Raw genomic sequence first — 13,674 nt, 5'->3', positions numbered from 1 at the left:
GTAACGAAAGCTGGGGTAGGGCACCGCAGAATACGGTGCCCGATTGGCGAGGTCTGTTAACGTACCGGCGGAGCGTACTGAATGCCGCCCTGGTTCCACAACGCATTCTGACCGCGAGCGATCTTCAGTGCGCTATCTTTACCGACGTTACGGTCAAAGCTTTCCTGATAGTTGCCCACCTGCTTGATGATGTTGTAGGCCCACTTATTATCCAGCTTCAGATCTTTACCAAAATCACCTTCTGCGCCCAGCAGGTGCGCCATATCAGGCGTCGTTGGCTTCGCAGCCATCTGGTCGACATTCTTCGAGGAGATACCCATCTCTTCCGCATTCAGCATGGCGTAAAGAGACCATTTCACAATAGTGAACCAGTCATCATCACCGCGGCGTACCAGCGGTCCTAACGGCTCTTTGGAAATCACTTCTGGCAGCACAATGAAGTCGTCAGGCTTGCCCAGCTTGATACGCAGTGCATAAAGCTGCGACTGGTCAGAGGCCAGCGTGTCGCAGCGGCCGCTATCCAGCGCTTTGGCCGACTCATCGGAACGGTCAAAGGTCACCGGGGTATATTGCATTTTGTTGGCTTTGAAGAAGTCTGCCACGTTCAGCTCAGTGTCGGTGCCCGCCTGGATACAGACAGTGGCGCCATCCAGCTCTTTTGCACTTTTCAGACCGGCTTTCTGGTGAGTCAGGAAGCCGATACCGTCGTAATAGTTCACGCCCGCAAACAGAAAGCCCATGCCGCCATCGCGTGATGAGGTCCAGGTGGTGTTACGTGACAGCACATCGACTTCGCCGGATTGCAGGGCGGTAAAACGCTCTTTGGCGGTCAGCGGGGTATATTTCACTTTGGTGGCATCGCCAAATACTGCGGCAGCCGCAGCACGACAGACATCCACATCGATACCCGTGAACTTGCCACTGGCATCGGCATAGGAAAAGCCCGGCAAGCCGTCACTGATCCCACATTGAACAAATCCTTTTTTCTTTATCGCATCCAGTGTGGTGCCTGCGTGTGCCTGCTGAGCAAGGCCAGCCAGCGAGGCCGCGGCGATCAGCGTAGAGAGCATCATCTTTTTCATAAAGCATCCTGTGTGGCGGGATTATGTTGTTATGTTTGCGCACTTTACTGTGCGTTTTTCCTGTCTGTGGCTGTCAGCCATCCACGACTCTGCAAAGCTGGTGCCAGGTTTGCAGAGGCCTGAACAAGGCTGAAAGAACGGTTAATAATCGGAAGCACCTGGAAAAGTTCCGCTAATATCGCGCACCAAAAGGAAGCAATGCGAGTCGACCCGATCACAATTAGTGCAAATAGTTTCACTCTATGAGAGCAGTGTGAGCGTTCACTCAGGCAGGAATGTATGAAAAGAATCTGTTGCTTTTTAATGCGCAGAAAATCACACAATCAGTGATGACAGGGAAAGAGAGCCAGATCAGAAATAAACAGTCGCGAAAGGAGGAAAAGAAGAGAGGGCAAAATATCACGTCAGCAACTGCAACTATAGTTACCATAATACGGGAAACTGTTTCATGCTCATTGCCGTGACTTTGTGGGATGACGCACAAATAAAAACGCCAGCCCGAAGGCTGGCGTGATTAACAGACTGAACTAAAACTCAGTTCATGCCGTATTTTTTCAGTTTCTTACGCAGCGTGCCGCGGTTGATACCCATCATCAGGGCAGCACGGGTCTGGTTGCCACGGGTATACTGCATCACCATGTCCAACAGAGGCTGCTCGACTTCAGCCAAAACCAGCTCATACAGGTCGCTCACATCCTGACCATTCAGTTGAGCAAAATAGTTCTTCAGTGCCTGTTTAACCGAATCACGTAAAGGTTTTTGAGTTACCTGATCCTGTGAGTTAACGGTAGAAACGGTCAGTACGTCAGAATTTACGCGTTGTTCGAACATAGTTCTTTCAGCTCTTTATTTCGTTACGCAAGATTTTCGAAGTATGCCTCCAACGCCTCCAGCTGTTCGCTGGCATCCTCAATGGCGTTGAATGTGCGCCGAAACTGGTCATTAGGGGCATGCTCCTGCAGGTACCAGGAGACGTGCTTACGCGCTATACGGTATCCCTTGCCTGAACCGTAAAAGTCGTGCAGCTCACGTATATGCGAAACAAGCAAGCGCTTGACCTCTGCCAGTGGCAGCGGGGCAAGCAGCTCCCCAGTGTCCAGATAATGCTGGATTTCCCGGAAGATCCACGGTCTTCCCTGAGCAGCGCGTCCTATCATCAGAGCATCGGCCCCTGTATAGTCGAGCACCGCTCTGGCTTTATGCGGGTCAGTTATGTCTCCATTCGCGATAATCGGAATGGAAACACTCTGCTTAACTGTCCGAATGCTGTCATATTCAGCTTCTCCGTTGAACAGGCAGGCACGAGTGCGGCCATGTATCGTCAGAGCCTGAATACCGCAGCGTTCAGCCAATTGGGCAATCGCGACACAGTTCCTGTTTTCAGGATCCCAGCCAGTACGAATTTTCAGCGTGACCGGCACGTTCACTGCATTAACCACTGCGGAGAGAATGGACTCCACCACGGCAGGATATTGCAGCAAGGCTGAACCCGCCATTTTGCGGTTAACCTTCTTGGCAGGGCACCCCATATTAATGTCGATGACCTGTGCACCAGCCTCGACATTAATGCGTGCAGCTTGCGCCATTTCGCTGGGATCGCAACCGGCAATCTGCACGGCGCGAATGCCTGGCTCATCACTGTGCACCATACGTAATCGAGATTTGTCGCTTGCCCAGACTTCGGGGTTAGATGACAACATCTCAGAAACTGCCATGCCTGCGCCCATTTCATGACACAACGTCCTGAACGGCCTGTCGGTAATACCGGCCATAGGCGCTGCAATCAGTCGATTTCTCAGCTGGAGGTTTCCAATACGCATGAAGTCAGAATGGCCATACTGTGTCTGCAAGGCGGCGTATATTACGCATTTTTGCAGGAAGATGAAAGGCCAAACTTTGAACAATCAGCAAGAAAGATCAATGAAAACCGGGCGATGATGGGAACTATTAATAATTATTCTTTAATATCATAAGCTTACTAATTTATGCTGAAATTGTGAGCAAAAATTTTTCCAGAAAAGTACGGCAATTCACCAGATAATAAACGTCACATGCCGTGATTAACGATACAAGCATCCAATTCAGGTAAAAAAAGCCCGCAACTTACGCTGCGGGCTGGTCGAATATGCTGTTACGACGCTTTGCGCCTGAAACCACGCTATCTGCGGGGAAGACCTGAGCAAAAAATCAGGATTTAATTCCGGTAATCCGACACCACTCCTCTTTAACCGCCACCGGGTCAAGCGCAAATTCGCTGGCGTAAGCTTCGCAGACGCCCTCTGCCTGACTCTCTAACACCCCGGACAGTCCCAGATGACCACCAGACTTCGGCAGCACGCTAATCAATGGCGCCAGCTCACGCAGCGGACCAGCCAGAATGTTGGCGACAACCACATCTGCCTGCAGATTGTCGGGCTGCTGGTGGGGCAGGTAGAGCGACAGACGGTCGGCAACGCCGTTGCGCTCGGCATTATCCCGGCTGGCCTGAATCGCCTGAGGATCGATATCAATGCCGATCGCCTGAGCGGCACCCAGCTTCAGGGCGGCGATCGCCAGGATCCCCGAACCACAGCCGAAATCGATCACGGTCTTGCCCGCCAGATCCAGCCCGTCAAGCCAGGTGAGGCAGAGCGAGGTCGTGGGATGGGTGCCAGTGCCAAACGCCAGGCCGGGATCCAGCATCACGTTGACGGCGTCAGGTTCCGGCACGTCGCGCCAGCTTGGACAAATCCAGAGGCGCTCACCAAAACGCATCGGGTGGAAGTTTTCCATCCACTCGCGCTCCCAGTCTTTGTCTTCGATCTGCTCGATCCGGTGGCGAAAACCTGCGCCCAGCAGCGGATGCTGAGCCAGTTCGGCGGTTACCACAGCCATATCTGTTTCTGCATCGAACAGGCCGATAACATCGGTATCGCCCCACAGGCGCGTTTCACCCGGCAGCGGCTCATAAACCGGCGTGTCGTTGGTATCCTGAAAAGTCACGGAAACGGCACCGATCTCCATCAGTGCGTCGCTCAGCGTTTCCGCATGTTCACCTGAGCTATTTATCTTGATTTGAATCCACGGCATAACGTCTCTCTTTCCGTCAATGTTGCGGCGCGTCGACCCTATGCGGCGCGCGTCCAAACAGGTTGCCCACTAAAAAGGCCAGCAGGCTCAGAATCAGTGAGGGCACGATGGGGTGAAACCCCAGAATCTGCAGGTTGAGGCTCGCCAGAAAGGCGTAGCACCCTCCGCCTGCCACCATGCCGGTAATGGCACCCGCGGCATTAGCGCGTTCCCAGTAGAGGCCCAGAACCAGTGGCCAGAGGAACACCGCCTCAAGGCCGCCAAATGCCAGCAGGTTGAGCCAGATAATCATATCGGGCGGGTTCCATGCTGCAATCAACAGCAGAAGGCCCAGTGCAAAGGTAATGGTGCCAGACAGGCGTCGCAGCCGCGGCTCATTCTCCAGATGTTGCGGGGCGACACGCAGATAGAGATCTTTGATCAGCGTAGCCGACGCCTGCAACAGCTGGGCATTGATGGTCGACATAATGGCGGCCATTGGTGCAGCCAGAAACAGACCGGCTGCCAGCGGGGGCAGGACGGTAATCATCAGGGTCGGTATGACACTGTCCGGCACGGTCAGATTCGGCAGCACCGCGCGGCCCAGGGCTCCGGCCAGATGCATACCCAGCATCAGGATTACCACCACAATGGTACCCAGAATAATGGCCCGATGGACGGCCTTGCTGTCTTTATAGGAGATGCAGCGCACCGCCGTGTGGGGCAGGCCAATGACGCCAAAGCAGACCAGAACGATAAACGAACTCAGAAAAGTCGGGGTGATAATCTCGCCGGGTCCCTGCGGCGACAGCAGCGCAGGGTCAATCGCATGCAGTTTTTCAACGGCCATGCTGAGGCCGCCAGCCTGATGGATCACCGCAAACAGCAGCAGGAAAGTGCCAATCAGCATTACGATGCCCTGCATCGCGTCGTTGAGAACGCTGGCACGGAAGCCGCCAAACGCCGTATAGAGCGCGATGGTGCCGCCAAAAATCAGCAGTCCCTTGTCATACGGGATGCCTGCGGCGGTTTCGAGCAGCCGGGCACCGCCGATAAACTGCACCGTCATGGCACCGATAAAGGCAACCAGCAGGCTCAGACTCGCCAGCCAGATCAGCAGCGGGCTCTGATAACGGGCATAGAGCATGTCATTCAGCGTGACCGCATTGTATTTGCGCGCCAGGATGGCAAATTTTTTGCCCAGTACCCCCAGTGAAAGCCAGACGGCGGGCACCTGAACCATCGCCAGCAGAACCCATCCCAGCCCATATTTGTAGGCTGCACCCGGTCCGCCGATAAACGAGCTGGCGCTGATGTAGGTGGTGGTGAGGGTCATCGCCAGCACAAATCCGCCCATCGAGCGGCTGCCAAGAAAATATTCTGTCAGAAAGCTGCCCTGACGCCTTTTGCGGACGGCAAAGATCGACAGCGCGGCGATCAGCACCAGATAGATCAGTAACGGCAGGATAATTTCACCGTTCATTTTTATCCTCCAGCGGCATATCGCGGAAAATCACCCGCACCATCAGCCAGCATAGAAAAATGAACAACAGGGGAGCAAACAGGCAGGAGAGTTCAAACCAGCGCGGCAGTCCGGTCACACCGCTTGCGCTGCCACCCAGCCAGGCGGAAAGCCCCCAGGCAGCGAGCCAGAGCAGGGTGAGATAGAGAGACCAGCGCGCCTCTTTATGTGCCTGGATAAAACGAGCATCCATGATTCAACCTTAACGCCAGCGGCAAAAGAAAAAGGCCGGATTAACCGGCCTCTGACTGACTCAGCGTTGCGATTACTTCTCGTGCAAGCCGAGTTTTTTCTCCAGATAGTGGATATTGGTTCCACCGTGCTGGAAATTCTCATCGGACATGATTTTCATCTGCAGATCAACGTTGGTCTTGATACCGTCGATGATCAGTTCCGCCAGCGCATTCTTCATGCGGGCGATGGCCACGTCACGCGTTTCGCCATAGGTGATCAGCTTGCCGATCATAGAATCGTAATACGGAGGAACGGTATAACCGGAGTAAATATGCGACTCCCAGCGCACGCCAAAACCGCCTGGCGCGTGGAAGCGGGTGATTTTACCCGGGCTTGGCAGGAAGGTCACCGGGTCTTCGGCGTTGATACGGCACTCAACCGCATGTCCGCGAATTACCACTTCATCCTGTTTGATCGACAGGGGCTGACCGGCAGCAATACGCAGCTGCTCTTTGATCAAATCCACACCAGTGATCATTTCTGTCACCGGGTGTTCCACCTGAATACGGGTGTTCATTTCAATGAAGTAGAACTCACCGTTTTCATACAGGAACTCGAAGGTGCCTGCGCCACGATAGCCGATCTCAATACAGGCTTTTGCACAGCGATTGCCGATGAAGCTGCGCAGCTCTGGCGTGATGCCTGGGCCTGGTGCTTCTTCAACGACTTTCTGGTGACGACGCTGCATGGAGCAGTCGCGCTCGCCCAGATAGATCGCATTGCCCTGGCCATCAGCCAGAACCTGAATCTCGATATGACGCGGATTCTCCAGATACTTCTCCATATACACCATGTCGTTGTTGAAAGCCGCTTTGGCTTCCGCTTTCGTCATGTTGATGGATTGTTCCAGATCTTTGTCGCTGCGCACGACACGCATACCGCGACCGCCGCCGCCGCCGGATGCCTTGATGATGACCGGATAACCGATGCGCTTAGCAAAGGCACGGTTCTTTTCCATATCATCCGTCAGCGAACCGTCAGAGCCTGGTACGGTCGGAACACCGGCTTTCTTCATCGCGTTGATCGCAGAAACTTTGTCGCCCATCAGGCGAATCGTGTCGGCTTTCGGACCGATGAAGATAAAGCCAGAACGCTCAACCTGCTCGGCAAAATCGGCATTCTCAGACAGGAAGCCGTAGCCCGGGTGAATCGCTACCGCACCCGTGATCTCTGCAGCAGAGATCAGCGCCGGGATGTTGAGATAACTTTTAACTGACTGCGCCGGGCCGATGCAGACGGTTTCATCTGCCAGCAGCACGTGCTTCAGGTCACGATCCGCGCTTGAGTGTACCGCAACAGTCTTGATGCCCAGTTCTTTACAGGCACGCAGAATGCGCAGCGCAATCTCACCGCGGTTAGCAATAACAATTTTATCCAGCATGATCTGCCCCGTTACTCGATGATAACCAGTGGCTCGTCAAATTCGACCGGCTGACCGCTCTCAACCAGGATCGCTTTCACCACGCCTGATTTGTCTGCTTCGATCTGGTTCATCATTTTCATGGCTTCGACGATGCACAGGGTATCGCCTGCATTCACTTTCTGACCGACTTCCACAAAGGCTTTCGCATCCGGGCTCGGCGTGCGGTAGAAGGTACCTACCATCGGTGAACGCACGATGTGACCGCTGATCTCAGCCGGTGCCGCTTCGGCAACCGCGGCAACAGGCGCAACCGCCGACGCCAGCGCAGGCTGCTGAACAGGCGCAGCGTAAGCCTGCTGCATCATCGGGTAACCGCTATTTGCAGGTGCACGGCTGATGCGAACGGACTCTTCACCTTCAGAGATTTCCAGCTCAGAAATGCCAGACTCTTCAACCAGTTCGATCAGTTTTTTAATTTTACGAATATCCATGAGTGGGGTTCCGTACTCAGTTTGATTAATTAGTTTGAGACAGGCGTTTGACTGCCGTTTGTAAAGCCCAGGTGTAGCCGTCAGCGCCCAGCCCGCATATCACGCCAGCAGACACATCAGAAAGATAGGAGTGATGACGGAAGGGCTCGCGGGCATGCACATTAGAGAGATGAACCTCAATGAAGGGTATTTCTACCGCTAACAAGGCATCACGCAGTGCGACACTGGTATGGGTAAACGCGGCAGGATTAATGATGATGTAATCCACCTTGCCTTTGGCCTCATGAATGCGATCAATCAGCTGAAATTCAGCATTACTTTGCAGGTGGCTCAACTCCACATTCAGCTGGTCTGCCTGCCGGGTCAAATCGTCAACGATCTGACGCAGCGTAGTGTGACCATACTTCTCAGGTTCACGGCTTCCCAGCAGATTAAGGTTGGGTCCGTTCAAAAGCAGAATATGTAATTTATGCGCCATCGTGCTGCCATCTCCCGCAATCATTGAGGCATCGCGTAAAATACCTTGCGAATCTTCATTTGTCACCTTTCAGAATGAAAAAGAAGACCCGACGAGCAATAAAGCCGGGCATTATATCCGTTTCGTGTCATTTCGCAGCAAAATACTGGTCTTATCTGCGAAGATGATCGGATGTGACCGGGAGGCCACATCTTTTATCAGAAAACAGCAGCGGAAAACAACGGGCGATGCGCTAGCGGGACCACCATCTGAGCACTTTTTTGTAACGCCAAGCTAACAGGATCGCGGCCAGCAGCGCATAGATAAGTGGCTGGGGAGAGAGGATTTTCACCGACCAGATGTAGTGGATTGGCACCAGAATAGCGACCAGATAGACCAGATTGTGCAGGGTCTGCCAGCGTTTGCCGAGTTTGCGCTGCGCACGCTGAAACGAGGTTATCGCCAGGGCCAGTAATATCAGCCAGCTGATAATGCCCAGCGTCAGATAAGGACGTGAGATCAGCTCGCTGCCCAGCAGACGCAGGTTATCCACGCCCAGTTCCAGCAGGTAGTAACTCAGCAGGTGGAGAGAGGCCCAGACAAATGTCCAGACGCCCAGCAGACGACGGGTGCGGATTAACAGCGGCTGCTTGCCGTAACGGGCCAGCGGCGAAACCAGCAGTGTCCCCAGTAGCAGCTTCAGCGCCATGCGGCCGGTAAAGTGCTGAATATCTTTTGCCGGATCCGCGCTGAGCCCCCCTGCATCGCAGCAAAAACCAGATAAACCAGCGGCAGAAACGCCGCCAGATGCAGAATCACCTTCAGCCACACGATCTGTTTTATCGACAGGCGCACCACTTAGTAGTTCTCCCGTAAGTCCATGCCACGATAGAGTGAGGCAACCTGATCGGCATAGCCGTTGAACAGCAGGGTGGGCTGACGCTCAACCTTCAGCGTACCGCCCGGACCGATGAACCGCTCAGTCGCCTGTGACCAGCGTGGATGATTAACGTGCGGATTCACATTGGCATAAAAACCATATTCATCAGCGGCGATCTGGTTCCAGGTGGTCGGCGGCTGTGTCGCGGTCAGCGTGATTTTGACGATCGACTTGATGCCCTTAAAACCATACTTCCACGGCACGGTCAGTCGAATCGGCGCGCCGTTCTGTGGCGGCAGCGCTTTACCATAGACGCCGGTCGTCAGTATCGTTAGCGGATGCATTGCTTCATCCAGACGCAGGCCCTCGACGTAGGGATAATTGAGGCCGCCGCCGATAAAGCGATCTTTCTGGCCCGGCATCTGCTCGGGATCATACAGGGTCTGGAAGGCGACAAAGCGCGCCTTGCTGGTGGGTTCTGCCAGAGAAAGCAGCTTATTCAGTTCAAAGCCTATCCAGGGCACGACCATCGACCAGGCTTCGACGCAGCGCATGCGATAGATTCGCTGCTCCATGGCGAACTTTTTAAAAATGTCATCTATATCCAGCGTCACAGGTTTTGCAACTTCCCCGTCGATGGTCAGTTTCCAGGGTTCCGTTTTCAGCGTCCCGGCATTGGCCGCCGGGTCGGCCTTGTCGAGCCCGAACTCATAGAAGTTGTTATAGCCGGACACTTTATCCGCGGGTGTTAACGTGAGATCGGCCTGATATTGCGCGGGTTTAGTGAAGTCTAGTGGCCGGCCTGCGGGAGCAGCCGGACGGTCGTTGCCTTTAAACCAGCTGAGAATATCGGCATTTGCCACGCCTGGCATCCCCATCGCCGCCGCGCTGAGTCCCAGCGTTTTCAGCACCTGACGGCGCTTCATATTAAAAATGCTTTCTGGCGTTACGTCGCCTTCGGTCAGATAGGGTATGCGTTTCATGGGTCTTCTCCAGACAGGATGTCATCAACCAGCATGATGACTATTACTGATATCAGCCATTTTCGCCGCAAAAATGTGAAATTTCCTGGCTGTGGTTAACGATGAGAATGCACTGAAAAGTATCCCGGCCAGCGTCAGCTGCGCTATCCCGACGATATACTTCGGCTTCATGCGACCCGGCGCTGTCGACAGCGGCAAATTATGCTATTTTTGCTCGCGTTTTCGTCAGGCTGACGGTACAAGGTTGGGTGATCCGGTTATCACCCCAGTAAGACAGGCACAGGGATGCGACTAACCACAAAATTATCGGCGATTATCACGTTTTTAAGTCTGCTGGCCATGTCACTGATGCTGGCGGGCTGCGCATTCAGTGTTTTCTGGTTCAGTCATGAACGGGTTGAACATCGGGCGCAGGCGCTGGCTACGGAGGTGGATCAGGCGATGTTCACCCAGACGCCGTCAGAAATGCAGCGCTGGCTGGTGCGCATGATGCCAGTCATGAATGCCGAGCAGATCCTGCTTCACAACGGCAGGCAGACGTTTCTTACCCTTTCCCGACATGAAAACCCGATGCTGGAGGATGAGCCAAACCGGTTTATCCAGGTCGATGTGCCGCTGATACATCAGACCGGGTTAACCCTGCGGGTCGTCACGCTCGACCCTGCCAGAACCTGGCTGGGCTCGATCACCGGCACCTCCACGCTGACCCTGCTGTTTGTCATCATGCTGATAATGAGTCTGATGCTGCTGATGATGCATCGCTGGCTTGCACGCCAGTGGCGCGGCATGGAGCATCTTGAGGTGCGGGCTGAGGCGATTATCAGCGGTGAGAGGGGCGTGGTGCCGAAGCGCGCAATAGATGAGTGGCCACCCCAGGCCAGCCGCGCACTGGATGTGCTGCTGGCCGATTTGCAGGAGGCGGGCGAACAGCGCCTGCGTATCGACACGCTGATCCGCACCTTTGCCGCTCAGGATGGCCGCACCGGCCTGAATAACCGGCTCTTCTTTGATAACCAACTGGCGACGCTGCTGGAGGATCAGGAAAATGTCGGTACCCACGGCGTGGTGATGATGATCCGTCTGCCCGATCTGGACACGCTGAGAGACGTCCTGGAGCCCGGTCTGCCAGAGGAATACCTCTTTAACTTCGTCAATATGCTCTCTACCTTTGTGCTGCGCTATTCCGGTGCGCTGCTTGCGCGTTACTTCCGCAGCGATTTTGTCGTGTTGCTGCCGCATCGCAGCCTCAAAGAGGCTAACGCGATTGCCGATCAGCTGATCAATGCGGTGGATTCTCTGCCTCCGATGCGACTGCTGAATCGGGATGATCTGATTCATATCGGCATCAGCGCCTGGTGTAGCGGTCAGACCGTGCCGCAGGTGATGGAAAACGTTGAAATGGCCACCCGGCGCGCAGCCCTGCTGGGCGGTAACAACTGGACTAACGGCGCCGGTAATCCTCAGGATGCGGGGCGGGGGAGTGTGCGCTGGCGAACGCTGCTGGAGAACACGCTAAGCCGTGGCGGTCCGCGGCTGTATCATAAACCTGCTGTAAACACCGAAGGAAAGGTGCAGCATCGGGTCATGCTGACCCGCATTTTCGACGGAGATAAAGAAGTCCTGGCCGCAGAGTATATGCCACTGGTTCAGCAGCTCGGCATGGCAGAAAGCTGGGATCGTCAGCTGATGACCCGCATCGCGGCGCTCTCTGAACTCTGGCCTGAAGAGACGCTGGTGATTCCGGTGACAATCAACTCGCTTCTGCAGCGTACCTTTGTGCTCTGGCTACAGAACATGCTGTTGCAGTGCCCGAAATCGCAAAGAAAGCGATTTTTATTTGAACTTGCCGAGGCAGATGTTTGTCAACACATCAACCGGTTAGCGCCGGTATTCCGTGCGCTAAAGGCCTTTGGCTGCCGGATTGCTGTTAATCAGGCCGGTTTAACCGTGGTCAGCAGTGCCTATATACGGCAGCTGCCACTGGAAGTGATCAAGCTTGATGCCGGACTGGTGCGCAACATTGAGCGGCGGACTGAAAATCAGCTGTTTGTACAGAGTCTGCTGGAGGTCTGTAAGAGCACGGATGTTCAGGTATTTGCGGCTGGCGTCCGGACCAAAGCAGAGTGGCAGACGCTGCTGTCGCTGGGTGTGGCAGGCGGACAGGGCGACTTTTTTGCCCCTTCGCTTCCGGTTAACAGTAACGTGAAAAAGTATTCACAACGTTACCGTATTTAATCTATTGCCTTCATACCGAGGGCAATATGCGGTTTTTTTATGTTTAGCCGCGTCTGAACTGCGGCCCGTTCTGCCGTAAATGTTAGATTTTATGTCGGGAAGAAAGCGGGCAGTAATCGGGAAAGGCAGTGCTGATGGCCTCTGGTCGCCATTCTGCCATGATGAATCATGAGTTCAGATGACTTAAACGCAATCAGGCGTCTTTTTTCACCGAAGCAGAACGTTTTTGCGCCTTGTGGCTGCTTCGTGTGGTTGGTAAAGTAAGCGGATTTTATTTTCCGCCCCCAGCTTGCAGGATTATCCCTTAGTATGTTTAAAAAATTTCGTGGCATGTTTTCCAACGACCTGTCCATTGACCTGGGTACTGCGAATACCCTGATTTATGTAAAAGGACAGGGCATCGTGCTGAACGAGCCTTCCGTTGTCGCTATCCGACAGGACCGTGCCGGTTCACCGAAAAGTGTCGCGGCCGTAGGTCATGACGCCAAACAGATGCTTGGCCGTACGCCCGGTAATATTGCCGCTATCCGTCCGATGAAAGATGGCGTTATCGCTGACTTCTTCGTGACCGAAAAGATGCTGCAGCACTTCATCAAACAGGTTCACAGCAACAGCTTTATGCGTCCCAGCCCTCGCGTGCTGGTCTGTGTACCCGTGGGTGCAACGCAGGTTGAACGCCGCGCTATTCGTGAATCCGCACAGGGCGCAGGCGCACGCGAAGTCTTTCTGATTGAAGAGCCGATGGCTGCCGCGATCGGTGCAGGACTGCCCGTCTCTGAAGCGACCGGTTCAATGGTAGTTGATATTGGTGGCGGTACCACTGAAGTCGCCGTGATTTCTCTGAACGGCGTGGTTTACTCCTCCTCCGTCCGTATTGGCGGCGACCGCTTTGATGAAGCTATTATCAATTATGTGCGTCGTAACTACGGTTCACTGATTGGTGAAGCGACCGCAGAGCGCATTAAGCATGAGATCGGTTCAGCCTATCCGGGCGACGAAGTGCGTGAAATCGAAGTGCGTGGTCGTAACCTGGCAGAAGGTGTGCCGCGTGGTTTCACGCTGAACTCCAACGAAATTCTGGAAGCACTGCAGGAGCCGTTAACCGGCATTGTGAGCGCGGTAATGGTTGCCCTTGAACAGTGTCCGCCTGAGCTGGCGTCTGATATCTCAGAACGCGGCATGGTGCTGACTGGTGGTGGCGCGTTGCTGCGTAACCTGGACCGTCTGCTGATGGAAGAGACAGGTATTCCGGTCGTCGTCGCTGAAGATCCGCTGACCTGTGTGGCACGCGGTGGCGGCAAGGCACTGGAAATGATCGACATGCATGGCGGCGATTTGTTCAGCGAAGAATAATTGCCTCAACCGGCTGAGAACGCGAT

General features: G+C 54.4%; 12 protein-coding genes and 1 pseudogene. 2 read left to right on the top strand and 11 right to left on the bottom strand.

The genetic code is table 11. From position 1 onward, the window contains the following. Window positions 1–56: 56 nt before the first annotated feature. The 11 genes and pseudogenes from ACLHDD_RS13500 to msrP all read right to left on the bottom strand — a co-directional run bounded on the left by ACLHDD_RS13500 (window position 57) and on the right by msrP (window position 10,060). The gene (locus ACLHDD_RS13500) at window positions 57–1,082 is read right to left on the bottom strand and encodes an amino acid ABC transporter substrate-binding protein (RefSeq protein WP_313656305.1); all 1,026 of its coding nucleotides are present in this window, start codon (window positions 1,080–1,082) and stop codon (window positions 57–59) included. A 534-nt stretch (window positions 1,083–1,616) separates the two neighbouring features. Next, window positions 1,617–1,913 carry a DNA-binding transcriptional regulator Fis gene (gene fis, locus ACLHDD_RS13495; RefSeq protein WP_003855228.1) on the bottom strand — a complete coding sequence of 99 codons (297 nt, stop codon included), beginning with the start codon at window positions 1,911–1,913 and terminating at the stop codon, window positions 1,617–1,619. 23 nt (window positions 1,914–1,936) lie between these two features. Continuing rightward, window positions 1,937–2,902 carry a tRNA dihydrouridine synthase DusB gene (gene dusB, locus ACLHDD_RS13490; RefSeq protein WP_009087532.1) on the bottom strand — a complete coding sequence of 322 codons (966 nt, stop codon included), beginning with the start codon at window positions 2,900–2,902 and terminating at the stop codon, window positions 1,937–1,939. 367 nt (window positions 2,903–3,269) lie between these two features. After that, the gene (gene prmA, locus ACLHDD_RS13485) at window positions 3,270–4,151 is read right to left on the bottom strand and encodes a 50S ribosomal protein L11 methyltransferase (protein ID WP_427104515.1); all 882 of its coding nucleotides are present in this window, start codon (window positions 4,149–4,151) and stop codon (window positions 3,270–3,272) included. 16 nt (window positions 4,152–4,167) lie between these two features. Then, the gene (gene panF / locus ACLHDD_RS13480) at window positions 4,168–5,613 is read right to left on the bottom strand and encodes a sodium/pantothenate symporter (protein WP_427104514.1); all 1,446 of its coding nucleotides are present in this window, start codon (window positions 5,611–5,613) and stop codon (window positions 4,168–4,170) included. Further along, on the bottom strand, window positions 5,603–5,845 hold the full coding sequence (locus ACLHDD_RS13475; protein WP_427104513.1) for a YhdT family protein: 243 nt from the start codon (window positions 5,843–5,845) through the stop codon (window positions 5,603–5,605). The genes panF and ACLHDD_RS13475 overlap by 11 nt, the downstream gene beginning before the upstream one ends. 72 nt (window positions 5,846–5,917) lie before the next feature. Beyond that, complete coding sequence (gene accC, locus ACLHDD_RS13470; RefSeq protein WP_128084845.1) at window positions 5,918–7,267, bottom strand: acetyl-CoA carboxylase biotin carboxylase subunit; 1,350 nt, start codon at window positions 7,265–7,267, stop codon at window positions 5,918–5,920. Window positions 7,268–7,278: 11 nt separating this feature from the next. Beyond that, window positions 7,279–7,740 (bottom strand): acetyl-CoA carboxylase biotin carboxyl carrier protein, encoded by a 462-nt coding sequence (gene accB, locus ACLHDD_RS13465; RefSeq protein WP_427104512.1) that lies wholly within the window; start codon window positions 7,738–7,740, stop codon window positions 7,279–7,281. Window positions 7,741–7,765: 25 nt separating this feature from the next. After that, window positions 7,766–8,218 carry a type II 3-dehydroquinate dehydratase gene (gene aroQ, locus ACLHDD_RS13460; protein ID WP_427105216.1) on the bottom strand — a complete coding sequence of 151 codons (453 nt, stop codon included), beginning with the start codon at window positions 8,216–8,218 and terminating at the stop codon, window positions 7,766–7,768. 232 nt (window positions 8,219–8,450) lie between these two features. Next, window positions 8,451–9,052: pseudogene (gene msrQ / locus ACLHDD_RS13455) on the bottom strand (protein-methionine-sulfoxide reductase heme-binding subunit MsrQ). Between the two features lie 3 nt (window positions 9,053–9,055). Then, window positions 9,056–10,060: a protein-methionine-sulfoxide reductase catalytic subunit MsrP gene (msrP, locus tag ACLHDD_RS13450; protein WP_427104511.1), complete on the bottom strand. Its 1,005-nt coding sequence runs from the start codon at window positions 10,058–10,060 to the stop codon at window positions 9,056–9,058. 285 nt (window positions 10,061–10,345) lie between these two features. Between msrP and csrD the strand changes: the two genes are divergently transcribed. Both csrD and mreB read left to right on the top strand, forming a co-directional pair. After that, window positions 10,346–12,295: an RNase E specificity factor CsrD gene (csrD, locus tag ACLHDD_RS13445; protein ID WP_427104510.1), complete on the top strand. Its 1,950-nt coding sequence runs from the start codon at window positions 10,346–10,348 to the stop codon at window positions 12,293–12,295. A gap of 309 nt (window positions 12,296–12,604) precedes the next feature. Beyond that, on the top strand, window positions 12,605–13,648 hold the full coding sequence (gene mreB, locus ACLHDD_RS13440; protein ID WP_003855260.1) for a rod shape-determining protein MreB: 1,044 nt from the start codon (window positions 12,605–12,607) through the stop codon (window positions 13,646–13,648). The last annotated feature ends 26 nt before the right edge of the window (window positions 13,649–13,674 follow it).

Origin of the sequence: Pantoea sp. NSTU24, assembly GCF_050157905.1 — a bacterium.
GTDB lineage: Bacteria > Pseudomonadota > Gammaproteobacteria > Enterobacterales > Enterobacteriaceae > Pantoea.
Note: the sequence above shows the minus strand (reverse complement) of the source record. Positions and strands in the feature narration are given on the sequence as shown.

Coding starts and splice junctions, on each gene's coding strand:
- ACLHDD_RS13475 (WP_427104513.1), bottom strand. CDS start 5,845: ATGGATGCTCGTTTTATCCAGGCACATAAAGAGGCGCGCTGGTCTCTC.
- msrP (WP_427104511.1), bottom strand. CDS start 10,060: ATGAAACGCATACCCTATCTGACCGAAGGCGACGTAACGCCAGAAAGC.
- csrD (WP_427104510.1), top strand. CDS start 10,346: ATGCGACTAACCACAAAATTATCGGCGATTATCACGTTTTTAAGTCTG.
- accC (WP_128084845.1), bottom strand. CDS start 7,267: ATGCTGGATAAAATTGTTATTGCTAACCGCGGTGAGATTGCGCTGCGC.
- prmA (WP_427104515.1), bottom strand. CDS start 4,151: ATGCCGTGGATTCAAATCAAGATAAATAGCTCAGGTGAACATGCGGAA.
- fis (WP_003855228.1), bottom strand. CDS start 1,913: ATGTTCGAACAACGCGTAAATTCTGACGTACTGACCGTTTCTACCGTT.
- mreB (WP_003855260.1), top strand. CDS start 12,605: ATGTTTAAAAAATTTCGTGGCATGTTTTCCAACGACCTGTCCATTGAC.
- aroQ (WP_427105216.1), bottom strand. CDS start 8,218: ATGGCGCATAAATTACATATTCTGCTTTTGAACGGACCCAACCTTAAT.
- ACLHDD_RS13500 (WP_313656305.1), bottom strand. CDS start 1,082: ATGAAAAAGATGATGCTCTCTACGCTGATCGCCGCGGCCTCGCTGGCT.
- accB (WP_427104512.1), bottom strand. CDS start 7,740: ATGGATATTCGTAAAATTAAAAAACTGATCGAACTGGTTGAAGAGTCT.
- dusB (WP_009087532.1), bottom strand. CDS start 2,902: ATGCGTATTGGAAACCTCCAGCTGAGAAATCGACTGATTGCAGCGCCT.
- panF (WP_427104514.1), bottom strand. CDS start 5,613: ATGAACGGTGAAATTATCCTGCCGTTACTGATCTATCTGGTGCTGATC.